Below are 24,122 nucleotides of genomic sequence, written 5' to 3'. Positions count from 1 at the left end.
GTAATCAGGTAATCAGGTAATCAGGTAATCAGGTAATCAGGTAATCAGGTAATCAGGTAATCAGGTAATCAGGTAATCAGGTAATCAGGTAATCAGGTAATCAGGTAATCAGGTAATCAGGTAATCATAATGACAGCCCATGGCATATAAGCAGTAAATGGCCGCTGTTCCGTGCCTGGGATTAATAATCCTGATTATTAAAGCCCGGCATGGCTCAATAAATGAGGGTGTTTTCACTGTCGCGCTGTGTTATGACGATGATGTTGACACTCAACAACGCCATTCCCGCAGTAGGTCAACAATATATATTCCACGTAGATATTTATTATTCCTGCTATCTGTGACCCATATCTCATGCTTTTTTATGCTGATTGATTTCTCAAAGTAGGGTGTTATCATCTAAACATAGAGTAAAGGGCAAACCGGTCGAAAGGTCGGGACGCAAAGCCACCGGTCTAAGGGTTTAAATACCTAAGACAGCGGAGCTGCCATCTGAGAAGAGCGATGTCATCAGTTGTATCTGTGTCATTCTCTTTGATTGCGTTGCCCTTTTCGTACAACGACATGTGACGAAAAGGACATAAAAATGAACACTTCCACCGCTTCCGTTCGCAACAGCGCCATCCGTTTTGCCTCTTCTGCCGCCGCAGCCATGCTGTTGGGCGTCGCCCTGTTGCCGGCAACAGCCTCTGCCTACGATGGCAGCGTGACCTTCACCGGAACCATCTACGAAGCCCCCTGCGACTTCGCTGACAACAGCGTGACCTGCTATTCGGGCACCCAGCGCCAGACCCTGGATCTGGCCAGCCTGCAGCAAGCCGGCAGCCTCAATACCATCAGCAGCACCATGCAGTACAAGCTGTCTGCCGGCAGCAGCAAGATGGCCATAGTGACCATCAGCTACCTCTGATCGAGTTAGCCATCCCATCTGCCCGGGGTTGTTCATTGCCTCGGGCGGACTTGCTCGCCTCCCCTTAGCAGGTGGAGCCCACGCCGAACACAGCGCTTGTTTAGCATCCAACCGCCGCCCTCTACCGGCACCAGCCCCTCTCGCATTTCCTCTCTTGCAAAGTCCTCTCAGGATCCGGCTCACCACACAGCCATAGCGTCGGCTCGGTTTTCCACTTCATCGCCTTCTTAGTACTGTCGCAACAACACACTGCCAACACATCTCAAACGAGACGTTGATCACACTTGTCAGCCGAAGGCTGAGATACCCCCCAGATGGCAGATGAGTCCTTGCTATCAACTGAGCCCCCAATGGCACTCACTTTGTTTTGATTCAATCTAAATAAATGATTTATATGGCCTGACTGGTGAGTTGATACCCCTTTGGAACTGAGTACATTGCCCGCGATAACCACGCAGACTCTCATCCAAAGGGATAAAAATGAACAATCTGGGAACAAGGTTGCTGCTGCTGGCAGCACCGGGCCTGCTCGCCACCTCGGCGCTGGCCAACTACTCCCCCGCCGACTGGCAACAGTACCGGCTGAACGGTGAATCCAGCCGCCAGCTGAGCGATCGCGTCACCGAAGTCACCTACGAGCTCAGCGCCCGCGATGACGATGCCCCCTATCAGCAACTGCGCGTCTACCGCCGCTTCGACTGGAGCGATGCCAATCTGACCGCGCAGGCAGAGCAGCAGTGCGGCGAGCCGCAGCTCAAGATCGAGCAGGGCTGGCAGATCCGCTACCTCAGCTGCGAGAAGGTGGTGCCGGCAGGCAAGGCCATCCCGGCCAGCAGCTATGACTTTGGCTACGGCCTGAAACAGGGCCGCTGGGAACCGCTGACGGGCACCCCGACCGCCCCGCGTCAGGATCGTCTGCCGCTGGCCGAGCGCATCATACTGGGTCACAGCGAGCAGGAGCTGGATCGCTGCGAGCTCAATGCCCAGGGGCGCTGCGCCGAGCAAGTTTGGCAATACCAGCCGCAAAACTGGCAACAGCTGAGCGTGCTGGAAGAGACTCCCAATGAGCGGGACGGCCGCCTCGAGCAGATCTTCTTCCGCCTGCAACCCGTGGCGGGCAGTCAGGCCGCCAGCCAGGTGAGCGAGATCCACGTCTGGCGCCAGTACAGCTGGCAGCTGGACGAGACCAAGACACAGCAGGAGTGCGATGAGCCCCAGACCCGCCAGGAAGGGGACAAGACCATCAGCTACCGGGTTTGCCGCCAGACCCTGCCCGCCGGCAGCGAGGTACAGGTGGTACTGAAAGACACCGGCTATCAATACCCGGTCGGTGGCAGCGAATGGCAGACACTGCCGGAAACCGACGAGTGGCAGGAGAGTCGGGTGCTCAATCGCCCCATAGTGCTGGCCAGCAAGGAGGAGCAGCTCGACTGCCGCCGCGCCGATGGTCGCGCCTGCTCCGAGCCGGAACAACCGGGCACGGATCTGCTGGATGCCGACGCCGCCAGGATAGTGCAGGATGCCAGCGGCCAGCCCGCTCCCGTCTGGCAGGAGAACTATGGCCACGATGACACCAAGCTGCTGGCCGTGTCCCGCGGTATCCAGAGCCTGCTGGCGGCCAATCAGCCCGCCCATCCGGCCATGAAGCTGTTGCTGGAATACGTGCGCGCCCACAACTATCACAACTACGGCAAACACAAGGAAGACGGCCCGGCCGCCGCCGAGGCACTGGCCGAGGCGCTGACCGCGCTCGGCGCCCATCCGCTGCTCTACCCGGAGCAGGCCAGCGATGAAGTGGGAGCCGTCATGGGCGCCTGGAGCATAGCCCTGCATGGCCAGTTCAAGAGCCCGGCGGTGCAGAGCCGGTTTGGCACCTTGCTCGGCCAGTTCAACCAGATGCTGGCCTACAGCACCCGGCATGCCAGCGAGATCAATGGTCAGCATGCCTGGGCAACCGGTCTGTTCGATCTGCTCAACTTCCTCGACTTCGCCAGCGACCATAGCGACGCCTTCGCCGCCGATTTCCGCCAGCAGGATGGCGAGCTGCGCAAACAGCTGCACGCCCTCGGCATGAGCGAGCTGTCGCTGTGGCAAGGACGGGATGGCAAGGATCTGTTCCTGCTCAACAACGTGCTGGATGCCTATACCCGCCTCTACCGGGTCGCCCGTTATACCCGTCCCGACGAGAGCGAAGGCTATCGCAAGCTGCTGGATGGCTCAGTCATCGAGCTCATCCGTCATCACGGCCTGATCCCCGGCGGTCAACAGAGTCAGGATCTGCTGGAAGACATGTCACTGACCCTCTCCACCTACTATCTGACCTACACGGATCGCACCAGCGAGGCCTGTATCAGCGGTGACTTTGCCGGACTCTGCACCCCGATCCGAATGGAAGACGTGCTGCCGTTCGAGCACACCTGCTCGCCGACCCTGCGCCTGCGGGCCCAGGAGCTGAGCCAGGATCAGGCCGACGGCATCTGCCGCGAGCTGGGCGCCGAGGAGCAGCAGTTCCATCAGCAGATGGAAACAGGCTGGCAGCCGGTGAGTGATGACAACAACGAGGCGCTGGAGCTGGTGATCTTCAACTCCTCCGCCGATTGGAAGCGCTACGGCAGCGCCCTGTTTGGTGGCGTCTCCACCGACAACGGCGGCATCTACATCGAAGGGGATCCGGCGCGTCCCGGCAACCAGGCCCGCTTCTTCGCCTATGAGGCGGAGTGGAAACGCCCGGCCTTCCAGGTGTGGAACCTGCGCCACGAGTACGTGCACTACCTGGATGGACGCTTCAACCAGTACGGCAGCTTCGGTCACTACCCGCTCAACCGCACCACCTGGTGGTCGGAAGGGCTGGCGGAGTTCATCGCCCACGGTCAGTGTTTCGCCCGTGGCATGGACAACGTCTCGGGTCGCCCGGCGGCCGAGCGACCGAGCCTGGCCGACATACTGCACCTGGATTACGACAAGGGTGGCGAGATGGTCTACTCCTGGTCCTATACGGTGCATCGCTTCCTGAACGAGACCGGTCGCGGCGCCAGCTGGCTGGCCATGGCCCAGGCCCTGCGCAACCCGGATCAGCAGCAGGCGATGAGCGCCTTCGAAGCCGAGCTGGATCAGCTGATCGCCAATGACAGCGAAGCCTACCAGAGCTGGCTGAGCCGCGATCTGCTGCCCTGGTGGGAAGCCAACAAGGAGTCTGACGAGTGCAAGGCGAACGACTCCTCCCACTGAGGATGAGACGCTAGCGATAAGGGGCAGCCACGGCTGCCCCTTGTTTTTATACGAAAGGTTTTTATCGGTGCCGGATCAAGCGGTTAGCCAGCCACAGTATGCGACAACCTTTGCCCGAGTGACGCCATCGGCCGCTATCAAGCCTGACGCGCAGCGGCAACTTGTAATAGAATGACCCTCTGTCACCTCTTACTTCAGACCCGAACCGCACCGCGCATGAAGAAGTTTGCCAAGATCCTCCTCGCCTGCTTTTGCCTGTTGCTGGCATCTGCCGCCATGCTGCTGGGCTACAGCGAGTGGACCGTCTCGGACGCCCGTCATTACACCTATGACGACGTCGATGCAGTCCCCTACAACCGGGTCGCCTTGGTTCTGGGCACCTCCAAGTACCTGATCGGGGGCAGTCCGAACCACTACTTCAAGTACAGGATCAAGGCCGCCGCCGAGCTCTACAACAACGGCAAGGTGGACTACATACTGGTGTCCGGTGACAACGCGACCGTGCAATACAACGAGCCACGCCAGATGCGGCGGGCCCTGATCCAGGCCGGCATCCCGGCCAAGGCCATCTACAGCGACTACGCCGGCTTTCGTACCCTGGACTCCATAGTGCGCGCCAAGGAGGTGTTTGGTCAGGCCCACTTCACCGTGGTGTCGCAGGCCTTTCACAACGAGCGCGCCATCTTCATCGCCCGCCACTTCGGCATCGAGGCCGTCGGCTTCAACGCCAAGGATCCCAGCGCCTATCAGGGCATCAAGACCCGGGTACGCGAGGTATTCGCCCGCCTGATGGGGCTGCTCGACCTCTACGTGCTGGACAAGGGGCCCAAGTTCCTCGGCGAGCCCATCGTCATCGGTGGCCCCACCCCCTGTCAGGCCCTGAGCACCATAGGCGCAAGCCAGCCCTGCCTGCCCATCCCGCCCGTGACCCACAAGCCGCCGGTTGCGCCCACCGCCAGCCCGGCCACGGCGACCAGTGCAGCCACCGCCACTGACGCCGCGCTCACCGCCAGTTCCGCCATGTCGACCAGCGCGGCCACCCCAAGCAAGGAGGCGGATACAGCCAAGGCTGCCAGCGCTGCTGCCGCAACCAGCGCGGCGCTCTCGACCAGTCCGGCCGTGGCAGCCAGTGGTGCGGCCCCCGCTTCGACCCCCTGACAAGAGAGAAACAAGAGACCCGCCATCAGGCGGGTCTCTTTCATTTGGCCGAGTGCACTATCCTGCCGGCGGTCATGCCAGCGCGGCACGATAGCGGCGTTCCACCTCGTCCCAGTCGATCACCTTGTAAAACGCGGCTATGTAGTCGGGTCGCTTGTTCTGGTACTTGAGATAATAGGCGTGTTCCCACACGTCCAGCCCCAGTATGGGCACCTGGCCCTGCATCAGGGGGCTGTCCTGGTTGGCGCTGCTCTCCACCCGCAATCTTCCCTCCTCGTCCACCACCAGCCAGGCCCAGCCGCTGCCAAACCGGCTCAGCGCCGCCTGGGTAAAGGCCTGCCTGAAGGCATCCAGTCCGCCCAGCTCCCGTGCGATCGCCGCCGCCAGCTCGCCGCCCGGTTCACCGCCCCCTTGCGGGCTCATCACCTGCCAGAACAGGCTGTGGTTGGCGTGGCCGCCGCCGTGATTGCGCACCGCCCCCTGCACGTGCGCCGGCAGGCTGTCGAAGCGGGCAAGCAGCGCATCCACCGGCAGGGCCGCCAGCTCGGGGAGCTCGGCCAGGGCCGCGTTGAGATTGGTGATATAGGTCTGATGGTGACGGCTGTGATGGATCTCCATGGTCAGCGCGTCCAGGTGGGGTTCCAGCGCATCGTAGCCGTAGGCAAGGGCTGGCAGGGTATGGCTCATGATCACCTCTGTTTATTGTGATTAATGCAGTTGATGGGCGGGCTCGGTCTGACACAGACACTGGCCGAGACAGCGCTGAATGGCATCCTGGGTGCCGTGCTTGCGCACGAAGGCGAGCAGCTCGGTGCGGGTGCTGCGGGTGTGGCGCAGGGCGGCATCCCGCAAGGGGACAGGGCTGGCGGGGGACTGGCTGGTGGCGAGCAGGCAATCGTGGATATGGCACAGCAGATCGGCGGCGCGCTCCGGCAGCGTCATGGCCACCAGCAGATCCGCCAGATTGTGGTGAGCCACCACCAGGGCGGCCACCGCCTCGTCCGCATCGTGCCAGCAGGCGAATTGCTGGCGCGCCAGCCACAATGCCTGCTGGTAATAGGAGAGCGCCTTGGCGTGCTCGCCGGCATCGAAGTGGCGATTGCCACTCAGGGTCTGCACTTTCCAGTGCACCATGCTGCTGTCCGCGTCGCTCGAACCGACCCATCCCTTCACCCAGGTTCCCGTCATGATCCTGACCACTCAAATGATAATAATTATTATTTAACTTATGTGAGTGCCGAACACAAGGGATACTTGTGCCAGCACCGCCAACAGCCCTGCCCATATGGGTAGGGCTTTTTTGAATCTGTCCGTTTGGTGATCATTTGCACAGATGCAAAGGTCCCGCTCCGTCATGCTGGTCGGTACTGGCATGAGGCCGGTGGTTGTCGCTGTGGCAACCTTATTCACAAGGATGGACAAGATGAAAAGATGGCTATTGGTGCTGCTGTGCGCCCTGCCCATGCTGGGCCAGGCGGCAGGTTATACCCAGACCCGCTACCCCATAGTGCTGGTGCACGGGCTGTTCGGCTTCGACAGGTTGCTCGGGGTCGATTACTTCTACGGGATCCCCCAGGCGCTGACCCGGGATGGCGCCCGGGTCTACGTGGCGCAGGTCTCCGCCACCGAGAGCTCGGAGCTGCGCGGTGAGCAGTTGCTCAAGCAGGTACAGCAGGTGCTCGCCATCACGGGGGCCGACAAGGTCAACCTCATCGGCCACTCCCACGGCGGCCCCACCATACGCTACGTCGCCTCGGTCGCCCCCGAGCTGGTCGCCTCCGCCACCAGCGTGGGAGGGGTCAACTATGGCTCGGAGATCGCCGATCTGGTGCGCGCCAGGGTGGCGCCGGGCTCGGTGGCCGAGAAGCTGGCGGTGGCCGCCGCCTCGGCCCTGTCCGGGGTCATCTCGCTGCTCTCCGGCGGCAGCCAGCTGCCGCAGGATCCCCTCGCCGCCCTCGATGCCCTGACCAGTTCGGGAGCCCAGCGCTTCAACCAGCGCTACCCAGAGGGATTGCCCGGCCAATATTGCGGTGACGGGCCGCTGCAGGCCGCCAACGGGGTCTACTACTTCTCCTGGAGCGGGCGCGGCAACATGACCAACATACTGGATCCGGTGGATCCTGCGCTGGCCCTCACCGGCACCTTCTTCAGCGAACCCAACGACGGTCTGGTCGGGGTGTGCAGCAGCCACCTCGGCAAGGTGATCGGCACCGGCTACCGGATGAACCATCTGGACGAGGTGAACCAGTCGTTCGGCATCCACCACCTGTTTGAAACCGATCCTGTCACTCTCTATCGCCAGCACGCCAATCGCCTGCAGGGGCTGGGGCTATGAAAAGATCCCTGCGGATCGCCGTGCCCCTGGGGTCGGCCCTGCTGCTGGGAGCCGTCCTGTTCTGGCCCGACTCGCCGCCAGATCTGACGGCGGCCCCAGAACAGGGGGCCCTGCGCCATCAGCTGGCCCAGCGTCTGGAACAGGGAGAAACGAACGCGGAGGACGAACTGCTGGCCCGCTACCAGAGCTTCCTGGCGGCGGAGGGCAGCCTGACGGTGCCGGCGGATCCTGGCCTCGCCAGTCTGCAGGTGTTGTTTGACGAGCGCGAGCAGCTGCGCCAGCAGAGCTTCACCCCGGCCGAGCAGGAGCAGCTGTTTGCCGAGGACAGGTTGATGGAGCAGTGGACCCTGCGCCGCAAGGCGCTGGCAGAGACGAGCGAGGCCGACAAAAAGATGCTGGCCGATGAGCTCGAACTCTGGCTGGCGGAACAGCCCCAGTGGTTCAGGGAGGCCGAGGCCAACAGCCGCCTGCTCGGCGATCTGCAGGCGCTGGAGCCACTGGCGCCCGCCGAGCGCGACGCCGTGCTGCTGGAGAGGCTGGGGCCTGAGGCGGTGGATCGGCTGCATCAGCTGGAGCAGGGCCAACAAGGGTTCGAACGACAGCTGGTGGGCTATCTGGCCGAACTCAAGCCCCTGCCCACCCTGGATCGGGCCGAGCAACAGCAGGAGATACTGGCGCGCTGGTTTCCCGCCGAGCAATGGCGACGGGTGGAAGCTCTCACCCGGCTCAAGCTGAGCGAGTCGTCGCCGCAATGAAAAGGGGGCCCCGATGGCCCCCTTGTTTCATGCTGCAACCGAGATCATTGCGGCTTGTTGGCTCCCGGCAGCGGCTGCCAGGTGAGGCGGGTCACTTGCGTGCCCTGCACCTCGCACTTGAGGCAGAGATCCTGCCACCCCTTGTCCTGACGCAGGGACACTTCCCCCTCCACGCCCTGTTCGGCAATCTTCAGCTTTGCCTGCTCGAAGATCACCTTGTCCCCTCTGGCGAGATCCATCAGCTTGCCATTGCAGAGCCAGTGGGCGAGATCCGCCCCCTTCAGCTTGACGCCCCCCTTGGCCGCCTTCTGCTCGGCCGGGCTCTGGGCAAACAGTTTGGCCAGCTCGGCGGCCCGCTTGGTGAGCCAGGCCTCGCGCTGCTGCATGCTCATCTTGCTGACGAACTCGGCCGGCTGGCCCTTGTCATCCAGCCACTGGGTGAGCGTCCCCTTGTCATCAAAGGCAAACTGGGCCGCAGGCTCCTTCACCCCGAACAGCTTGCCGCCCTTGAAGTAGTAGCGGCTCTCCCCTTCCAGCTTGCCCTGCTCGTTCATGATGGGCACGGCTATGATGACGGGGGAACCATCGATCCAGGCCTTGATGTCGACGCCATCGTGGCTGAACAGGCGAGTGTCGAGGGCGCTCTCGGCCCCCCGCTCCATCAGGGTGAACTGCTCTGCGAGGGAAGCAGCCACGGAAGGCAGGGAACAGAGCCCCAGCCCCAAGCCGAGGCTCAGGGCGATCACGGTATTGCGCATAAGTGTCCTGTGATTGGCCGAAAGGCCAAGGTTAACTCTCTATCAACCAGGCCCGCAGCCCCTCCCTGTGCTTGTCGCTCAGGGGCAGGGACTGGCGGGTCTGGTAGTCAAAATGGATCAGGGTCGTCTCGGCGGTCACCGCCAGCTCGCCGCCCTGCCAGGCTTCCTGCCAGAGCGTGAAGGAGCTGGAGCCGATGCGACGCACCCCGGTTTTGATCGATACCTGCTGGCCATAAAACAGCTCCCGTTTGAACTGCACCGTATAGCCCGCGATGATCAGGTGCCAGTTGTGCACATCCAGCTCGGGGGAGAAGATGCGAAACAGGGGATCCCGGGCCGCTTCGAACCAGACCGCCGGCACCGTATTGTTGATGTGGCCTAGGGCATCAGTCTCTTGAAAACGGGGTTGGATCTGCATTTCCAGCATGAATATCGACTCCTTGTCGTTGGACCGCGCTCAGGCTAACGCGGCCCGCGTCAGGACTCAAGCTCCCCTGTCTCGGGGCGGGAGCTGCCGCCCGCTTTGCCCGCCTCGCTCCCGGCCAGCTCGGGCCTCAGCCAGGCACTGCGAAAATCGAACCAGCCGAGCGCCGTCATGCGCACCCCGTGCACGCCGACCCGACTCTCCAGTTCCAGCCAGTGGTGGAACAGGGGCACGAACCAGCCCTGTTGCTGCACCCGGGCCAGCAGGGCGCGCGGGCCCGGCTCGGCGCCGCCGGCACGCCACTGCGTCAGACCCTGCCACAGGGACCGCTGGCTTGCCCACACCTGACGCAGCAGCGGCGTGCCCAGCAGCCAGGCGTAGGGGGCGAAGGCGTGCTCGTGCTCCAGGTTGAGGGTGCCGAGCCAGAGATCCACGTCTTCATCCGCCCCGCTCACCCAGCGGCCGTAATCCAGGGTGCGCACCTCCAGCCGTATCCCCTGTTCCGCCAGCAGGCTGCTCATGGCCCCGGCGCACTCGTTGAACTCCAGATGCTGGTTGAAACAGGCGAGCACCAGTGTCGTCGGCAACTGCGCCGACTTTGGCAACGGCGCGGGCAAGGCCTCGCGCCAGTGAGGCAGCAGGCCGAGGGCGCTGGTCCAGCCCCGCTGCAACTCGGGGGCGACCCGCGCCATCAGGGCTATGGGGTTGAGCAGGTGGGCCAGCCACTGGCGCAGGGCGGGATCCTGCAAGGATCCGGATCTGTCGTCCTGCAGCAGGAAGTAGCAGCCCGACTCCAGCTCGGACTCACCGCGCATGGTGCCGAGCTCGGGGCTGTCGCGTCCCAGCTGCAGGTGGCTCTCCAGCCGATCCGCCAGCTCAGGCAGCATCCAGATGTCGATCTCGTCGAGCAGGGCGCGCAAGCCGAAGTAGTCGTCGAAGGCCGCCAGACAGAGGTGCAGGGGATCGTTGGCAGCCACCTTGTAGGGGCCAGTGCCCACGGGTTGCAGGGCAAAACCCGCCTCTCCCTTGAGTTCACGCGGCAAAATGGCGGCCACCGGCTCGGCCAGCAGATGGGGCAGCAGAGGATCCGGACTGTCGAGATACATATCCAGGGTGCGCGGCCAATGGCTCTCCAGCCGGGCAAGATGGGCGAACAGTGGGCGATCACGCAGGCCGAGCAGGCTCTCCATCACATCCTCCACCGCCAGTTCGCGGCCGTGGTGAAAACGCACGGCCGGCCTCAGATAGAAGCGCCAGTGACAGGGGCCGAGCCGCTCCCAATGGTGGGCCAAATCCCCCTCGATTTCCCCATTTTCCTCATTTCGTCGGGTCAGGCCGTTGAAGATCTGCCGGCTCAGGTGAATTTCGGAGCGACGCAGCGGATCCGTGGGCAACAGCTGGGGCAGCGGACGATAGTAGGGCACCCGCAGGATCTGGCGCCCCTCCCGGGTGGCCTGGCCGAGCTGCTCGATCAGCAGCGGGGTGAGCAGATCCAGCCGCCCCTCCGCCAGCCGTACCGCCTGCGCCAGCTGGCCCTGACTCAGTAGATCCCGCAGCCGGCGCCGGGTCAGGCTCTCCTGGCTGTCGAGCAGCACCAGCCGGGAGCGCCGCCCCCGCCCCGCTTCGGCCGACCAGCTGAGCCAGCCCTGATCCTGCATGCGGCGCAGCAGCAGGCGCGCGTTGCGCGGGGTGCAGCAGAGCAGATCCGCCACCTCGGCGAGGCTTGTCTCCCGCTCATCGCAGCCAAGCTGCTGGGCGAGTCGTTGAAACTGCTGGTAGAGGCGACCGGTCGGCATAAAAGAGGAAATCCTGTTGCTGTAAGTCATCAGTTTTTACTTCCGCATTTTAGCTCAATACTGCTGACGAACGTGAGAACCACAGCACAGGAGCACAATGATGAGCCAAGCCAACCCCCTCAAACCGAACCGGATCCAGCAGACCCTGCGTCGTTACTTCAAGCGGATCCTGCCCAGGCCGCTGACCCTGATCGAGGATCCCATGAGCCAGCTCAACCGCCTGATGCAGTGGGACATGCACCAGATAGACGATCGGGAGTATCGTCGCCGTCTCTGAGTGCCATCCCTAGCACGGAGCGCTCAAGGGAGACGCACATCGTCAGCGGGCGCAATTGCTTTGCCGGATTGGGTGGTTTACATCAGCGCTGGGCCTGATAGATTGGACGTCTATCCATCTATAACTGCTATCCAGCAACATCCAACAAGGAGTGTGTGATGAAAGATGCGACCCTGGCCCTGCACCACGGCTTTTCCCACGACCCCACCACCAAGGCCGTCGCCGTGCCCATCTACCAGACGGTGGCCTATGAGTTCGACAGCGCCCAGCACGGGGCGGACCTGTTCAATCTGGCGGTGCCTGGCAACATCTATACCCGCATCATGAACCCCACCAACGACGTGCTGGAACAGCGGATGGCCGCGCTGGAGGGGGGCATTGCCGGTCTGGTGGTCTCGGCGGGTTCCGCCGCCATCACCTACGCCATCCAGGCGCTGACCGCCGCCGGTGACAACATAGTCTCCACGCCCCAGCTCTATGGCGGCACCTACACACTGTTCGCCCACATGCTGCCGAGCTTCGGGGTCGAGGTGCGCTTCGCCAGGGATGACAGCGCCGAGGCCATCGCAGCCCTCATCGACGACAAGACCAAGGCGGTCTACTGCGAGAGCATTGGCAACCCGGCGGGCAACATAGTCGACCTGGCCGCCTTCGCCAAGGTGGCCCACGCCCGTGGCGTGCCCCTCATCGTCGACAACACGGTCGCCACCCCAGTGCTCTGCAAACCCATAGAGCACGGCGCCGACATAGTGGTGCACAGCCTCACCAAGTACGTGGGTGGCCACGGCAACTCGCTGGGAGGCGTCATCGTCGACTCGGGCAAGTTCCCCTGGGCGGATAACGCCGAACGCTTCCCCCAGCTCACCCAGCCCGAGCCCTCCTACCACGGGGTGGTCTACACCGACGCCTTCGGCCCCGCCGCCTTCATCGGCCGGGTGCGCACTGTGCCGCTGCGCAATACAGGTGCGGCGCTGGCCCCCATGAACGCCTTCCTGCTGCTGCAGGGGCTGGAGACCCTGAGCCTGCGCATGGAGCGTCACGTGGACAACGCCCTGCGGGTCGCCCACCACCTCAAGCATCACCCCAAGGTGGCCTGGGTCAGCTATGCCGGACTGCCGGGCCACCCCCACTACCTGCTGGCGGAGAAGTACATGGCCGGTCGCCCCTCGGCCATCCTCTCGTTCGGCCTGAAGGAGGGTTACGAGGCCGGGGTGCGTTTCTACGATGCGCTCAAGATCTTCAAGCGGCTGGTCAACATAGGCGACGCCAAGTCGCTGGCCTGCCACCCCGCCTCCACCACCCATCGCCAGCTGAGCGAAGCCGAGCAGGCCAGGGCCGGGGTCAAGCCGGAAATGATCCGCTTGTCGGTGGGGATAGAAGCGATCGAGGACATATTGGCGGATCTGGATCAGGCGCTGGAAGCCTGAGTCAGCTAACAGAAGAGCGGGCATCTGCCCGCTCTTTTTTATCCGCCGGTGAACCGGCCGCCTCGCCGAGGCGTATACCGACTCCTGCCACCGAATCGAGGTTCCCATGATAGTCCTGCACCACCTGAACAAGTCCCGCTCCCAACGCATCATCTGGCTGCTCGAAGAGCTGGGGCTGCCTTACCAGATCAAGGCCTACCAGCGCGACGCCACCAGCTTTCTGGCGCCGCCAGAGCTCAAGGCCATTCACCCCCTCGGCAAGTCGCCCGTCATCGAGTTGGAAGGCCGCGTGCTGGCAGAGTCCGGCGCCATTACCGAGTACCTGATTGCCCGATACGCGGCCGACAGGCTGGCGCCGGCCCCCGATAGCCCCGACTACCCCGACTACCTGCAGTGGCTCCACTTTGCCGAGAGCTCAGGCATATTGCCGCTGCTGCTGGACATGTTCGTGCGCAAGGATGGCAGCCCGATGCGCTTCCTGCCGGACTACGCCAAGGCGGAGTGTGCCAAGGTGCTGGGCTACCTCAATGAGGTGCTGGCGACCCGCAGTTATCTGGTAGGGGATCGCCTCTCCGGCGCCGACATCATGAACTCCTTCCTGGTGGATCTGCTGGCCCAGGGCGGTCAGCTGGCCCAGTTCCCGCACCTGCAGGCCTACTGGCAGCGACTCAACACCCATCCGGCCCGCCAGAAGGCGGCGGCACTCGAGCGCGAGCTGGATCTGGGCGCCTGATCCTCTACCCTCAGCGCCTCAGCCCGGAATGCAAAACGCCCCGACAATCGGGGCGTTTTCTTTTCAGCTCGTCAACCAGATGATCAGAGCGCGTGGGAAAGGATCCTGGCCGCACTTATTGTCAGGATCGCCCCTTGGCCAAGGACTTCAGGCCTAGAGGGCGTGAGAAAGGATCCGCGCCACTCTGATTGCGAGGCGCAAGTCCCCTGACTTAAAGCGCGTGAGAAAGGATCCGCGCCACCTTGTCGGGATCTATATCCTGCTGTTCCCCGAGGGCGGTCAGCCCGAAGCGCTTGAGGTTGGAGCAGATGCCGGGGATGCAGCTCTCGCTCAGACCGTAGTCGGCGAGACGGGTGCCCACCCCCATCTGCCGGAAGAATTGCTCGGTGCGGATGATGGCCTCCTCGATGCGCAGCGCCTTGTCCTCCCGGCTGGAGTGCCAGACCCGCTCGGCGAACTGGGCCAGCTTCTCCTGCTTCTGGGCCGATTGCTCACGCAGCAGGGAGGGCAGCACCACAGCCAGGCTCTGGGCATGATCCAGCCCGTGCAGCGCGGTGAGCTGGTGACCGATGGCGTGGGTGGACCAGTCCTGCGGCACGCCGCGACCGATGAGACCATTGAGCGCCAGGCTGGCGGCCCACATCAGGTTGGCACGCACCTGGTAGTTGGTGGGATCCACCAGCGCCTTGGGGCCGTTATCCACCAGCACCTGCAGCAAGCCTTCCGCCAGCCGGTCCTGCACCTCGCCCCCCACCGGGAAGGTGAGGTACTGCTCTATGATGTGGACGAAGGCATCCACCACCCCGTTGCCGATCTGACGGGTGGGCAGGCTGTAGGTGGTGACGGGATCCAGCACCGCAAACACGGGCTGCACCAGCGGATTCATGAAGGAGAGCTTGGCCTCCCCCCGGCTCACCACGGCGGCGGGATTGCTCTCCGAGCCGGTGGCGGGCAGGGTCAGCACGCAGCCCAGGGGCAGCGCCGCCTTGACGGGTGCCTTGTGCAGCAATATCTCCCAGGGATCCGCCCCCTCGAAGCAGGCCGCGGCGGCCACGAACTTGGTGCCATCCACCACGGATCCACCGCCGACCGCCAGCAGGAAGTCGATGCGCTCGCGCTTGACCAGCGCCACCGCCTCCATCAGCTGATCGTACTGGGGGTTGGCGCCGATACCGGGGAACTCCTGCCAATCCCTCCCCGCCAATGCCTGAGTCAGTTGCTCATAGACGCCGTTCTGCTTGATGCTGCCGCCGCCGTAGAGCACCAGCAGACGGCTGCCCGCCGGGATCAGATCGGGCAGGCTGGCTATCTGGCCTTCACCGAAACAGACGCGGGTAGGATTGGCATATTGGAAGTTGTACACGGCAGAGCCCTCGCTTGAATGCATGCAGGGAATTGTGCGCCTGTGGCGTCATGAGGTCAAAAAACGGGAGCTGGCTATCAAAAAACGCATTGCGTTCGAGTCCGGCGGGGTGGCCAGGCGCGGCTCTGCTATGGTCTGTCAGGAAGGCGGTGCCATGCCCCATCAGGACCCACATGCCCACCCCCTCTCATCCTCATTTTCCCGTCATAAGGTCTGAAACATGAAACTGAAGCATGCATGGATTGCCGGTCTGCTCTCCCTCTCGACCTGTCTGGTGCAAGCCGCCGAGGTGGTCACCGAAGTCGCGACCGCCCCGGGCAAGGCCAATCTGGTGGAAGCCGTGACCGCCCAGGCGACGGTGACAGCCATCGACATGGCGAGCCGCAAGGTCAGCCTGAAGAATGCCGCCGGTGAGGCGTTCGACATAGTCGCAGGTGAGCAGGTCACCAACCTGCAAAACCTCAAGGTCGGCGACGTGGTGGCGCTGAAATACCTGCAGATGCTGGATCTGGAACTGCTCAAGGGCACGGCAGGCATCAGACAGCGCGTCGTCGAGGTGGATGCGGACAAGGCCGCCGCGGGCCAGAAACCGGGGGCCGGGGTTGGCGTCAAGGTCACACTGTACGGGGACGTCATCGCCGTCGACAAGGCGCAGCAGACGGTCACGGTCAAGGGGGTGGATCACACCCTGGTGCTCAAGGTGCACAACCCGGCGCAGTTTGCCCTGATCGCCAAGGGGGATCAGATCAAGGCTGTCCAGACCCAGGCGGTGGGCATCGGCATAGTGCCCGAGAAAAAATAGTGCCCGAGAAAAAATAAGCAGCGAATCCCCTGCCGGCGCAGCCTGGGCCGCACTGGCAGGCTCAGCCCGATCAAAAAGGGAGCGGCATCCGCCCTCCCTTTTTTGCTGCCTCTTTTGTGGCGCCAGCCTGCCCATACGTTGTCAGGTCATCAACCCGGCCATGACGCCCAGACAGGGGCAACGGCTTGCCCCCGACGACCACGGATTGCCGTTCGAGTCACGCCGGCCATCACTCAGGCGCTCTTGGTCTCTTCCTTTGGATCGCTCTTCTTGCCGGTGAGACGATCCATGGCATCCTGCAGCATGGCGTCCCGCTGCTCGTTCAAGGCCTTGCTCTGCTGCTCGCGCTCCTCGGCAGAGAGCTGCTTGTTGTCGGCGATCTCCTTGAGCTTGTCTTCTATCTCGTTGAATTTTTTGCGATCAAACCCCAGCGCCTTGTCCACCAGTTGCTGCATCATGCCCCCCTTGTCTGAACTGATGTCCAGCGCCGGCGGCAGCTTGCTGTTCTTGGCCAGGTGCTCATAGGTGAGCGTCTGCTGGGCCTTGCTGGTCAGCCGCTGGGAGGAGAGGTTGACCAGATCCTCCCAGCCGCCCCCCTGACCCCCTTCGGCACCGCTGAGGGTGGCGAGGGCGCGGGAATTGGACGCACTCTGGGCAAGCTGCTGGCTGTAGGGTTTGATATCCATGGGGGCTCCAGTCTGCATGCCGATCCGGCATGACGAGGTCGCTGATTCGATGGCATGAGGCGCCAGGCCCCATCATTGGCAATAAAACCAGCAAGTTGCAGGCCAACTTGCCAAATTGGTGCAGATCCCGGCCCGCACGGGCTCGCAGGCTTACTGATGGCCATCCCGACGTCAGAATCATGACGCTGCGCTGTCCAATCGGCAGGTTCTGGTGCATATCGCTGCCTTTTTAATGCTTTACCAGACAAAGCAAAGGAACGACTCATGGATCACAAAACAAACAACCAACGAGGCATACAATTTCGGCGCACAAAACGACCAGCAAGCAGTGTTATGGATGAAATGTTTGCATCATCGACCATGAGCAGCACGATCCCCCGGCAGCGTATCGGCGGCTGATCGCACTGCGGCAGACCTGCATCCCACCGCCTGACTTTCACTCACAGTTACACTTCGGGCAACCCCATGAAAAAACACACCTTGAGTCTTCTCTCCGCCACCCTGCTCACCCTGCTTGGCACCAGTGCCGACGCCTGTACCGGCCTCATCGTCGGCAAGGGCGCCAGTGCCGACGGCAGCGTGATGATCGCCAGAAACGAGGATTTTGGCGTCAACAACTGGAACAAGTATTTGGCCTTCCGACCCACCCAGCAGAACGAGGGCAAGGTCTGGAAGCTGGGCAACGAGCTGGAAGTGCCCATGCCCAAGGCCTTCCTCGCCTACTCAGCCATTCGCGACTGGGACGCCGCCACCAGCGACCCGGCCGGCAAATATTATGAAGAGCGCGGCATCAACGAGCTCAACGTCGCCCTCTCGGCCACCACCAGCGCCGAGGTCAACGACAAGGCCCAGAAAGCCGATCCGCTGATCGAAAAAGGAGTCATAGAAGCCATCATCCCGACCCTGATCCTGCCGCAGGCCAGGAGCGCGAAAGAGGGGGTCGAACTGCTCGGCCGCTATGTGGAGCAATATGGCGCCGGTGAGGGCAACAGCCTCTATCTGGCGGATGTGAACGAGGCCTGGCTGATGGAGATAGGCTCAGGCCACCACTGGATCGCGGTACGGGTGCCGGACGACAGCTACGCCATGGTGGCCAACGGCCTGCGCATCCACGGCGTCAATCTCGACAGCGCCGATGTGCTGCACTCCCCCAGGCTGCTGGAGTTTGTACAACAGCACAAGCTGCTCGACCAGGCCGACCCCAAGGATTTCAACTTCGCCAAGGCATTCGGGGTGATTGCCGACCCGTATAACGTGGATCGGGAGTGGCTCGGCCAACACATGCTGACCGCCTCCCACCAGCAGCCGACCCGGCAGGCGCAATACCCGCTGTTCATGAAGCCGGACGCCCCCATAGCCGTGCCGGACGTGGCCCGGCTGCTGAGCGCCACCTATGAGGGCACGCCGCTGGCGGGCAAGGCAGAGCGGCCGATCCGCATCGATCGCCAGCTGGAATCCCACGTCATCCAGCTGCGCAAGGAGATGCCCAAGGAGCTGCAAGGGCTCATCTGGCAGAGCTACGGCGTGCTGGCCGAATCCGTGATGGTGCCGCTCTACAGCCCGCTGGAGTCTTACCCCCTGCCCTATCGCAGCGGCAGCGACAGCTACTCCGACGATTCCGCCTACTGGCAGTTCCGCAGCCTGACCGCGCTGGCCAGCGCCGATCCGGACAAGTACCTGCCGCTGCTGCGGGGCGTCTGGAGCAAGGAGAGCGCCAAGCTCTACAAGGAGGTCGCCCTGCTCGACAAGACCCTCAAGCAGACCTATGCCAGCGACAAGGCGACGGCGCTCGGGCTGGCCGCCGACTACTCCTACGGCCAGCTGGAGCAGACCTACCAGATGGCCAAGGACCTGCGCTACAAGCTGATGACGGATCTCACCAAGAGCACCGAGAAGAAATACTCTGAGGAAGAGTTCAAGAAGATCATGAGCCTCTGACCGGCTCTTCAAAACAAAGAGGCACCCTGGGGTGCCTCTTCTCATTTCGTCAAACGGGAAGCTCAGCGGCGGCTGATATGGAGCGGGCCGAAGGTCTGGGCCACCGGCATTATCTCTATGCTGTTGATGTTGACGTGGGCCGGCTGCTGGCTGACCCAGAGCACAGTATTGGCGATGTCTTCCGGCTGAATGGCCTGCACTCCCTGATAAACGGTGGCCGCCTTGGCGTCATCGCCGTGGAAGCGCACGTTGGAGAACTCGGTGCCGCCGCACAGACCTGGCTCCACGTTGGTGACGCGGATGGCGGTGCCCGCCAGATCGGCGCGCAGGTTGAGGCTGAACTGTTTCACGAACGCCTTGGTGGCACCGTAGACGTTGCCGCCCGGATAGGGATAGGTGCCGGCGATGGAGCCGATGTTGATGACGTGGCCGCGATTGCGCGCCACCATGCCCGGCAGCAGCAAGCGGGTGAGCAGGGTCAGACCGCTGATATTGGTGGCTATCATCTGCTCCCAGTCTTCCAGATCCGCCTTGTGGGCTGGCTCCAGCCCCAGCGCCAGCCCGGCGTTGTTGACCAGCAGATCCACCTGTTGCCACTCGGCCGGCAAGCCAGCGATGGCGGCTTGAGTCGCGGCCTTGTCCTGCACGTCGAACACCAGCGGCAGGAACTGCTCGCCCAGCTCATCGGCCAGGGCGGCCAGCCGCTCGGCACGGCGACCCGTGCCTATCACCTTGTAGCCCGCCTGCACCAGCTGACGGCTGATGGACTCACCAAAGCCGGACGAGGCGCCCGTTACCATTGCTATCATCTGAACCTCCATATCTACACCAATATTGTTATTTATGTGTTTGAATCCAATCTGATTCATTCATCGCTCAATTCACGCCCGATCACCTTGCGCCAGACAAATACCAGCAGATGGAGCAGGAACAGGCCCGAGCCCCCCAGCGCGAACAGCAGGCCGGTGAGGGCATTGACCGAGGTATCGGCGCCAAACCACCACCACGCCAGCCAACCGAGCATGCCGATGACGAAGGTCTGGCCGGCGCAGACAGAGCAGCGCCCCAGCTTGGCCTTGATGGCGGTGGCCAGACAGTCATCACAGCTCATGCCGATCCTCCGGATCCATGGCCGCTCAAGGCGCGGGCTTGGCGACACAGGGCGGCTTGCGCACTGCGGCGCTGGCGCCTGAGGGTGCGAACCTCGTCGCTCACCAGCGGCAACACCAGCCGGTGGGCATGCTGGTCGCGGCCATAATAGTCCGGCAACCTTTGCTGAGCCTTGAATCCCAGCGCCTGATAGAGGGCCAGCGCCTCTTCATTGGCATCACCCACCTCGAGGCGCACTGCCCCCCAGCCAGCCTCGCGCCCCTCCCGGATCACCTGCTCCAGCAGGCGACGGGCCCAGCCCTGGCGACGGATGGTCCAGCGGATGGCGAGGGTCTGGATCACCAGTCGATCCCAGCCCCTGTGCTCCAGCAGACTGAGATAACCCATCAGCTGATCCTTCTCATCCAGCACCAGCAGGGTGCGTCCCTTGGCATGGGTAAGCAGATAGTGCCAGCGGCTGCGGCCAAAGGCGACTTCGGGGGGAAAACAGTAGCGTTCCAGCTTAACGATGGCGCCCAAATCATCGGTTCGGGCCGCTCGTACGGTCAACACGGGGAGTCCTTGTTCGGTTATTTATCTTCAGCACCAGAAATGCGACTTGTATCACAAGTTACCAAAGCAGAATATTAGGCACTGTAACCTCTTGTTTCCCCTCGCGCCATTGTCGTGCTTGTCGGTGCATCGAAGCCCACTGGGGATCCTGCCATTCAAGGCAGTCTGATCTGTGGAGCCGAAAATATGAGTACCTACGTCATAGTCGAAGAGCCGGGCGACTGGCCTTGCCATGCCGATTATCTGCTGACCGCCCGCACCTATCTGCAACACGGCGTGCCGACCACAGGCGGCCGACCCCGCATCATCAACCTCTGCCGCAACCTGGAGCACCTGAGCGCGGGCTACTACTGCTCCCTGCTGGCCCAGGCACGTGGCCACCACTGCCTGCCGGGATTGCAGGCCATCAGCGTGCTGCAACCCCAGCAGCCGCCGGCCAAGCTGTGGCGCAAGGTACAGGGCTGGCTGGCCCAGCAGAGCGAGGATCGCATTCGGGTGCGCGCCATCTTCGGCCAGAGTGAACAGAGCGAGCTGGCGGGGCTGGCCCGCTACTACTACGGCCTGAGCCAGCTGCCGCTGCAGGAGCTGACCCTCAAACGCGGCCGCCACGGCTGGTCGGTGCGCCAGCAGCAGAGTCTGTCGCCCCTGGAGTTGAGCCCGAGCGAGAAGGCGCTGATGCTGCACCACGCCCAGGCGCTGGTCGGTGCCGGCGATGAGGAGCAGGCAGCCCCGCTCTACCAGCTCGCCATCCTGGTGGATCCCGATGACGGCCGCGCCAGCAGCGACGCCCTGGCGCTGGATCGCTTCATCCGGGCCGCCGCCGCCCAGGGGATCCAGGCCGAGAGGCTGGCGCCGTCCGCCATCGAGCGATTGCCGGAGTTCGATACTCTCTGGCTGCGTTCCGAAACGGCGGTCGGCCACTACACCTTCGAATTTGCCCGCCGCGCCGAGCAGCTCAAGATGCCGGTCATCGACAGCTCCCGCGCCATCCTCGCCTGCAGCAACAAGCTCTACCTCTACGAGCTGATGGTGCGCAGCGGCGTACCCATGCCGCCCACCATGGTGGTGACCCGTCGCGGCCGCCATCAGGTGGACGAGCTGGTGCAGCGGCTCGGCCTGCCGCTGATGGTGAAGATACCCGACGGCGCCCAGGGGCGGGATCTCGCCATGGCCAGCGACGCCCAGCAGCTCGCCCGCCTGCTGGACGAGGGGCTGGGCCGCTCCGCCCTGCTGCTGGTGCAGAGCCGGATCCCCGCCGAATTCGACTGGCGCATCGGCTTTCTCGACGGCTCGCCGCTGTTCGCCTGTCGCCGCTACCGGCCCGAGCCGGGCAACCGCATCCGCCGCCGCAAGCATCCCCTCGACATGAGCCGGATCGAGGCACTGCCGCTCACCGAAGTGCCGGAGCGGGTGCTGCAAACCGCCAGGCGCGCCGTACACCAGCTCGGCAATGGCCTGTTCGGGGTGGATCTGCGCCAGCAGGATAGGGACTGCGTGCTGCTGGAAATCATCGACAATCCCTGGATACGTGGCGATATTGAGGACAGGGAGGCAAAGGACCTCTACGAGCGCCTGGCCAGGGCCTTCCGGCAACGGCTGGAAAACCGGGGGCAGAGCGCGGCAGGATAACAAGCATCGACAGCAGAGGTGGATATGATGACAACGGATTGGTGGGACATAGCGCCCCTTGGCTGGGAGAACATCCTGGCCTGCCTGGTGTGTGGCACGCTCGTGGGGCTGGAGCGGCAACTGCGCGGCAAGCCGGTCGGCATCCGCACCTCCTCGCTCATCATACTCGGCACCTACTGCTTTCTCGCCATAGGTGCCGCCGTCAGCCCGGAGAGTGCCGATCGGGCGCGGGTGCTGGGCCAGCTCATCACGGGCATCGGCTTTCTCGGCGCCGGCGTCATGATGACCCGGGATGGTCAGGTACTGGGAGTCACCTCGGCCGCCACCGTCTGGATGCTGGCGGCCCTCGGCGCCCTCATCGGCATGCAGATGCTGCACCAGGCCGTGCTGCTCACCGGCGTCACCCTGGCCATACTGGTGGGGGTGGATTATCTCGAAACCAGCTTCAAGAGCCTGCGCCGCGGCGTGCACAACCGGCTGGAGAGCTGGCGCCACGGCAATGGCCACGCCCCCGCCCCCAACGCCCATCAGGAGGAGCTGGGCAGCGGCATCGAGAAGTAACCCGCCACAATGAACAAGGGCTCCAGATTGGAGCCCTTGTTGTTACTCGCCAACCTTATTGCAACAGCAGGAAGCGACCGCTCAGCGGCGGCAAGTCCACCGTCACGCTGCTGCCACCTATGGCCAGACTCTCGCCGCTCTGCAGATCCAGCAGGGCGTTGCCGCTGCGCAGCTTGCCGACCGGCAGGGCATAGCTCTGGGGCGTACTTGAAACGTTGAGCAGGTAGACGATCTGCTCCGCCGCCGTCTGTTTGATGTCGCCATAGACGCTGCCATCGGCCACCAGCTTGACCCGCTCACCCTGATAGAGGGCGGGATGCTTGGCACGCACGGCCAGCAGCTGGCTGAGCCACTGCTTGAGCTCGGCCTGCTCGCCGCTTGGCACGAAACCGGTGGCAGCCGGCACCTTGCCGTCGCTGCGGGCCACGTGATCGTCACAGAGCCCCTGGGCCGCACAGTCACCGCTCACCTGCGCCGCAAAGCCCGGCACTTCGTCGCCAAACTCCTCGCCGTAGTAGAGGGTGATGGGGCCGGAGCGGGCCGCCAGGAAACTGAAGGCCGCCTTGTGGCGCTGCCAGTAGTCCGCCGGATTGAAGTTGCCGCGCTCCAGCAGATCACCGAAACGCACCAGATCGTGGTTGCCCAGCATCAGGTTCGGCATGGCGTGATCCGGGTAGTTCTCCACCTTGTTCCAGCTGGCGTCGAGCACGCTGGCCCCCTGCCCGCCCTTGCCGGACTCCTCCACCGCCAGCGCCTGCACCAGGCCGTAACGCAGCGGGAAGTCGAACGCCGAGGAGAGCGCCGGATTGTCGCTCGGGCCGTAAGCCTCTGCCCGGATCTCGTCGGCCCCCTTCCACACCTCGCCCACCAGGTAACCGAGCGTGCCCCACTGCTGACCGGCCGCCTTGCGTGCCGCGCTGGCCTGCTCGACCTCGCCACGAATGGCACGCCACTCGTCCAGCCCCAGCTGGTAGGCCTGATCGAGACGCCAGCCGTCGATGCCGTACTGCTCGACCCAGTAACGCGCCACCTCCTTGAAGTAGGCCAGACTCTGGGGCTGGCTGTAATCCACCAGCTGGCCCGGATAACCGGCACCGCCGCTCTTGAGGGCGGGCAGACGCCCCTCTGGCGAGGGCTTGCTCACCCCCACCTTGTTGACGTGACCGAACACGCCGTCGAGGAAGACGTAGAGGCCGCGCTGGTGCGCCGCCTCCACCAGTTTTTTGAGCTGGGCATTGCTGCCGAAGTTGGGATCCACGGTGAAGAAGTCGCAGGCGAAGTAGCCGGTGGCATCCAGTTTGTCATCCCCGCCCTGACCGGCGCAGGAGTCGAATACCGGGGTGAGCCAGATGGCGTTGACGTTGAGACTCTTGATGTGATCCAGGCTGTCGATGATCCCCTGCAGATCGCCGTTGTGCCGGGAGGGGCCGTAGCCGACGCCGTAGTTGGCGGCGCTGTCGCCATCGACGAAGGACTCCACCATCACCTGATAGGTGCGCAGGTTGCAGGCGGGCTGATCATTGCCGTAGCAGGCGCGGCTGGCGGTGGCAGGCGGCGGATTGACCACGGGGGGCTGGGGTTCGCTGCTGGATCCCCCGCCTCCGCTGCCGCAAGCCGTCAGTAACAGGGCGGCCCCGATCAGGCCGCCATAGCGCAACGTTCCTTGTTTCATTGTTATGT

23 protein-coding genes and 1 riboswitch are annotated in these 24,122 nt (G+C 63.5%); of the genes, 12 read left to right on the top strand and 11 right to left on the bottom strand.

Going from position 1 to position 24,122, the window contains the following annotated elements:
* Positions 1-406 precede the first annotated feature (406 nt).
* Positions 407-493, top strand: a riboswitch (cyclic di-GMP riboswitch).
* A 93-nt stretch (positions 494-586) separates the two neighbouring features.
* From AACQ95_RS00910 to AACQ95_RS00900, 3 genes are all read left to right on the top strand, one after another.
* Positions 587-910, top strand: a complete 324-nt coding sequence (locus tag AACQ95_RS00910) for a fimbrial protein (protein WP_241280252.1) — start codon at positions 587-589, stop codon at positions 908-910.
* 480 nt (positions 911-1,390) lie between these two features.
* Positions 1,391-4,138 carry a collagenase gene (locus tag AACQ95_RS00905; protein WP_241280251.1) on the top strand — a complete coding sequence of 916 codons (2,748 nt, stop codon included), beginning with the start codon at positions 1,391-1,393 and terminating at the stop codon, positions 4,136-4,138.
* A 171-nt stretch (positions 4,139-4,309) separates the two neighbouring features.
* Entirely contained in the window at positions 4,310-5,296 is a 987-nt protein-coding gene (locus AACQ95_RS00900) for a SanA/YdcF family protein (protein WP_241280249.1), read from the top strand.
* A 72-nt stretch (positions 5,297-5,368) separates the two neighbouring features.
* Here AACQ95_RS00900 and AACQ95_RS00895 read toward each other — a convergent pair whose 3' ends face one another.
* Positions 5,369-5,983, bottom strand: coding sequence for a superoxide dismutase (locus AACQ95_RS00895; protein WP_241280247.1), 615 nt, complete (start codon positions 5,981-5,983; stop codon positions 5,369-5,371).
* A gap of 21 nt (positions 5,984-6,004) precedes the next feature.
* Positions 6,005-6,430, bottom strand: coding sequence for a hypothetical protein (locus tag AACQ95_RS00890; protein ID WP_043140455.1), 426 nt, complete (start codon positions 6,428-6,430; stop codon positions 6,005-6,007).
* 289 nt (positions 6,431-6,719) lie between these two features.
* On the opposite strand from AACQ95_RS00890, the gene AACQ95_RS00885 reads away from it, so the two are divergent.
* Together AACQ95_RS00885 and AACQ95_RS00880 are read left to right on the top strand one after the other, a co-directional pair.
* Positions 6,720-7,631, top strand: a complete 912-nt coding sequence (locus tag AACQ95_RS00885; protein WP_277604456.1) for a lipase family alpha/beta hydrolase — start codon at positions 6,720-6,722, stop codon at positions 7,629-7,631.
* Positions 7,628-8,386 (top strand): lipase secretion chaperone, encoded by a 759-nt coding sequence (locus tag AACQ95_RS00880; protein WP_241280245.1) that lies wholly within the window; start codon positions 7,628-7,630, stop codon positions 8,384-8,386. The genes AACQ95_RS00885 and AACQ95_RS00880 overlap by 4 nt, the downstream gene beginning before the upstream one ends.
* 44 nt (positions 8,387-8,430) lie before the next feature.
* Here the strand turns inward: AACQ95_RS00880 and AACQ95_RS00875 are convergent, their stop codons facing one another.
* From AACQ95_RS00875 to sgrR, 3 genes are read right to left on the bottom strand one after another with little or no spacing between them, the layout of a single operon-like run.
* On the bottom strand, positions 8,431-9,144 hold the full coding sequence (locus tag AACQ95_RS00875) for a hypothetical protein (RefSeq protein WP_043140447.1): 714 nt from the start codon (positions 9,142-9,144) through the stop codon (positions 8,431-8,433).
* A 31-nt stretch (positions 9,145-9,175) separates the two neighbouring features.
* Positions 9,176-9,571 carry an acyl-CoA thioesterase gene (locus AACQ95_RS00870; RefSeq protein ID WP_043140443.1) on the bottom strand — a complete coding sequence of 132 codons (396 nt, stop codon included), beginning with the start codon at positions 9,569-9,571 and terminating at the stop codon, positions 9,176-9,178.
* 50 nt (positions 9,572-9,621) lie between these two features.
* Positions 9,622-11,364 carry an HTH-type transcriptional regulator SgrR gene (gene sgrR, locus AACQ95_RS00865; RefSeq protein WP_241280243.1) on the bottom strand — a complete coding sequence of 581 codons (1,743 nt, stop codon included), beginning with the start codon at positions 11,362-11,364 and terminating at the stop codon, positions 9,622-9,624.
* Between the two features lie 100 nt (positions 11,365-11,464).
* Here sgrR and AACQ95_RS00860 point away from each other — a divergent pair, with 100 nt between their 5' ends.
* The 3 genes from AACQ95_RS00860 (at position 11,465) to AACQ95_RS00850 (ending at position 13,801) form a co-directional block, all read left to right on the top strand.
* Complete coding sequence (locus tag AACQ95_RS00860; RefSeq protein ID WP_241280240.1) at positions 11,465-11,641, top strand: hypothetical protein; 177 nt, start codon at positions 11,465-11,467, stop codon at positions 11,639-11,641.
* 158 nt (positions 11,642-11,799) lie between these two features.
* Entirely contained in the window at positions 11,800-13,068 is a 1,269-nt protein-coding gene (locus AACQ95_RS00855; protein WP_241280238.1) for an O-acetylhomoserine aminocarboxypropyltransferase/cysteine synthase family protein, read from the top strand.
* A 106-nt stretch (positions 13,069-13,174) separates the two neighbouring features.
* Complete coding sequence (locus tag AACQ95_RS00850) at positions 13,175-13,801, top strand: glutathione S-transferase family protein (protein ID WP_241280237.1); 627 nt, start codon at positions 13,175-13,177, stop codon at positions 13,799-13,801.
* 211 nt (positions 13,802-14,012) lie between these two features.
* On the opposite strand, the gene AACQ95_RS00845 is transcribed toward AACQ95_RS00850, so the two are convergent.
* The gene (locus AACQ95_RS00845) at positions 14,013-15,188 is read right to left on the bottom strand and encodes an iron-containing alcohol dehydrogenase (RefSeq protein ID WP_241280235.1); all 1,176 of its coding nucleotides are present in this window, start codon (positions 15,186-15,188) and stop codon (positions 14,013-14,015) included.
* Positions 15,189-15,384: 196 nt separating this feature from the next.
* On the opposite strand from AACQ95_RS00845, the gene AACQ95_RS00840 reads away from it, so the two are divergent.
* Positions 15,385-15,966: a hypothetical protein gene (locus AACQ95_RS00840; RefSeq protein WP_241280234.1), complete on the top strand. Its 582-nt coding sequence runs from the start codon at positions 15,385-15,387 to the stop codon at positions 15,964-15,966.
* A 233-nt stretch (positions 15,967-16,199) separates the two neighbouring features.
* On the opposite strand, the gene AACQ95_RS00835 is transcribed toward AACQ95_RS00840, so the two are convergent.
* On the bottom strand, positions 16,200-16,652 hold the full coding sequence (locus tag AACQ95_RS00835) for a hypothetical protein (RefSeq protein WP_241280232.1): 453 nt from the start codon (positions 16,650-16,652) through the stop codon (positions 16,200-16,202).
* Between the two features lie 465 nt (positions 16,653-17,117).
* Between AACQ95_RS00835 and AACQ95_RS00830 the strand changes: the two genes are divergently transcribed.
* Entirely contained in the window at positions 17,118-18,590 is a 1,473-nt protein-coding gene (locus AACQ95_RS00830; RefSeq protein ID WP_241280231.1) for a C69 family dipeptidase, read from the top strand.
* A gap of 62 nt (positions 18,591-18,652) precedes the next feature.
* Here the strand turns inward: AACQ95_RS00830 and AACQ95_RS00825 are convergent, their stop codons facing one another.
* The 3 genes from AACQ95_RS00825 to AACQ95_RS00815 are packed head-to-tail and all read right to left on the bottom strand — an operon-like array spanning position 18,653 to position 20,252.
* On the bottom strand, positions 18,653-19,399 hold the full coding sequence (locus tag AACQ95_RS00825) for an SDR family oxidoreductase (RefSeq protein ID WP_241280229.1): 747 nt from the start codon (positions 19,397-19,399) through the stop codon (positions 18,653-18,655).
* Positions 19,400-19,455: 56 nt separating this feature from the next.
* Complete coding sequence (locus AACQ95_RS00820) at positions 19,456-19,701, bottom strand: DUF3624 domain-containing protein (protein ID WP_241280226.1); 246 nt, start codon at positions 19,699-19,701, stop codon at positions 19,456-19,458.
* Complete coding sequence (locus AACQ95_RS00815; protein ID WP_241280224.1) at positions 19,698-20,252, bottom strand: GNAT family N-acetyltransferase; 555 nt, start codon at positions 20,250-20,252, stop codon at positions 19,698-19,700. The genes AACQ95_RS00820 and AACQ95_RS00815 overlap by 4 nt, the downstream gene beginning before the upstream one ends.
* A gap of 186 nt (positions 20,253-20,438) precedes the next feature.
* On the opposite strand from AACQ95_RS00815, the gene AACQ95_RS00810 reads away from it, so the two are divergent.
* A complete protein-coding gene (locus AACQ95_RS00810; protein WP_043556943.1) occupies positions 20,439-21,881 on the top strand; it encodes a RimK family protein in 1,443 nt (480 codons plus the stop codon).
* A gap of 24 nt (positions 21,882-21,905) precedes the next feature.
* Complete coding sequence (locus tag AACQ95_RS00805; RefSeq protein WP_043556944.1) at positions 21,906-22,442, top strand: MgtC/SapB family protein; 537 nt, start codon at positions 21,906-21,908, stop codon at positions 22,440-22,442.
* Between the two features lie 55 nt (positions 22,443-22,497).
* On the opposite strand, the gene AACQ95_RS00800 is transcribed toward AACQ95_RS00805, so the two are convergent.
* On the bottom strand, positions 22,498-24,114 hold the full coding sequence (locus tag AACQ95_RS00800) for an alpha-amylase family protein (protein WP_241280222.1): 1,617 nt from the start codon (positions 24,112-24,114) through the stop codon (positions 22,498-22,500).
* Positions 24,115-24,122: the final 8 nt, after the last annotated feature.

Source organism: Aeromonas sp. MR19 (assembly GCF_963899305.1).
GTDB classification, from domain to species: Bacteria; Pseudomonadota; Gammaproteobacteria; order Enterobacterales; family Aeromonadaceae; genus Aeromonas; species Aeromonas bestiarum.
Note: the sequence above shows the minus strand (reverse complement) of the source record. Positions and strands in the feature narration are given on the sequence as shown.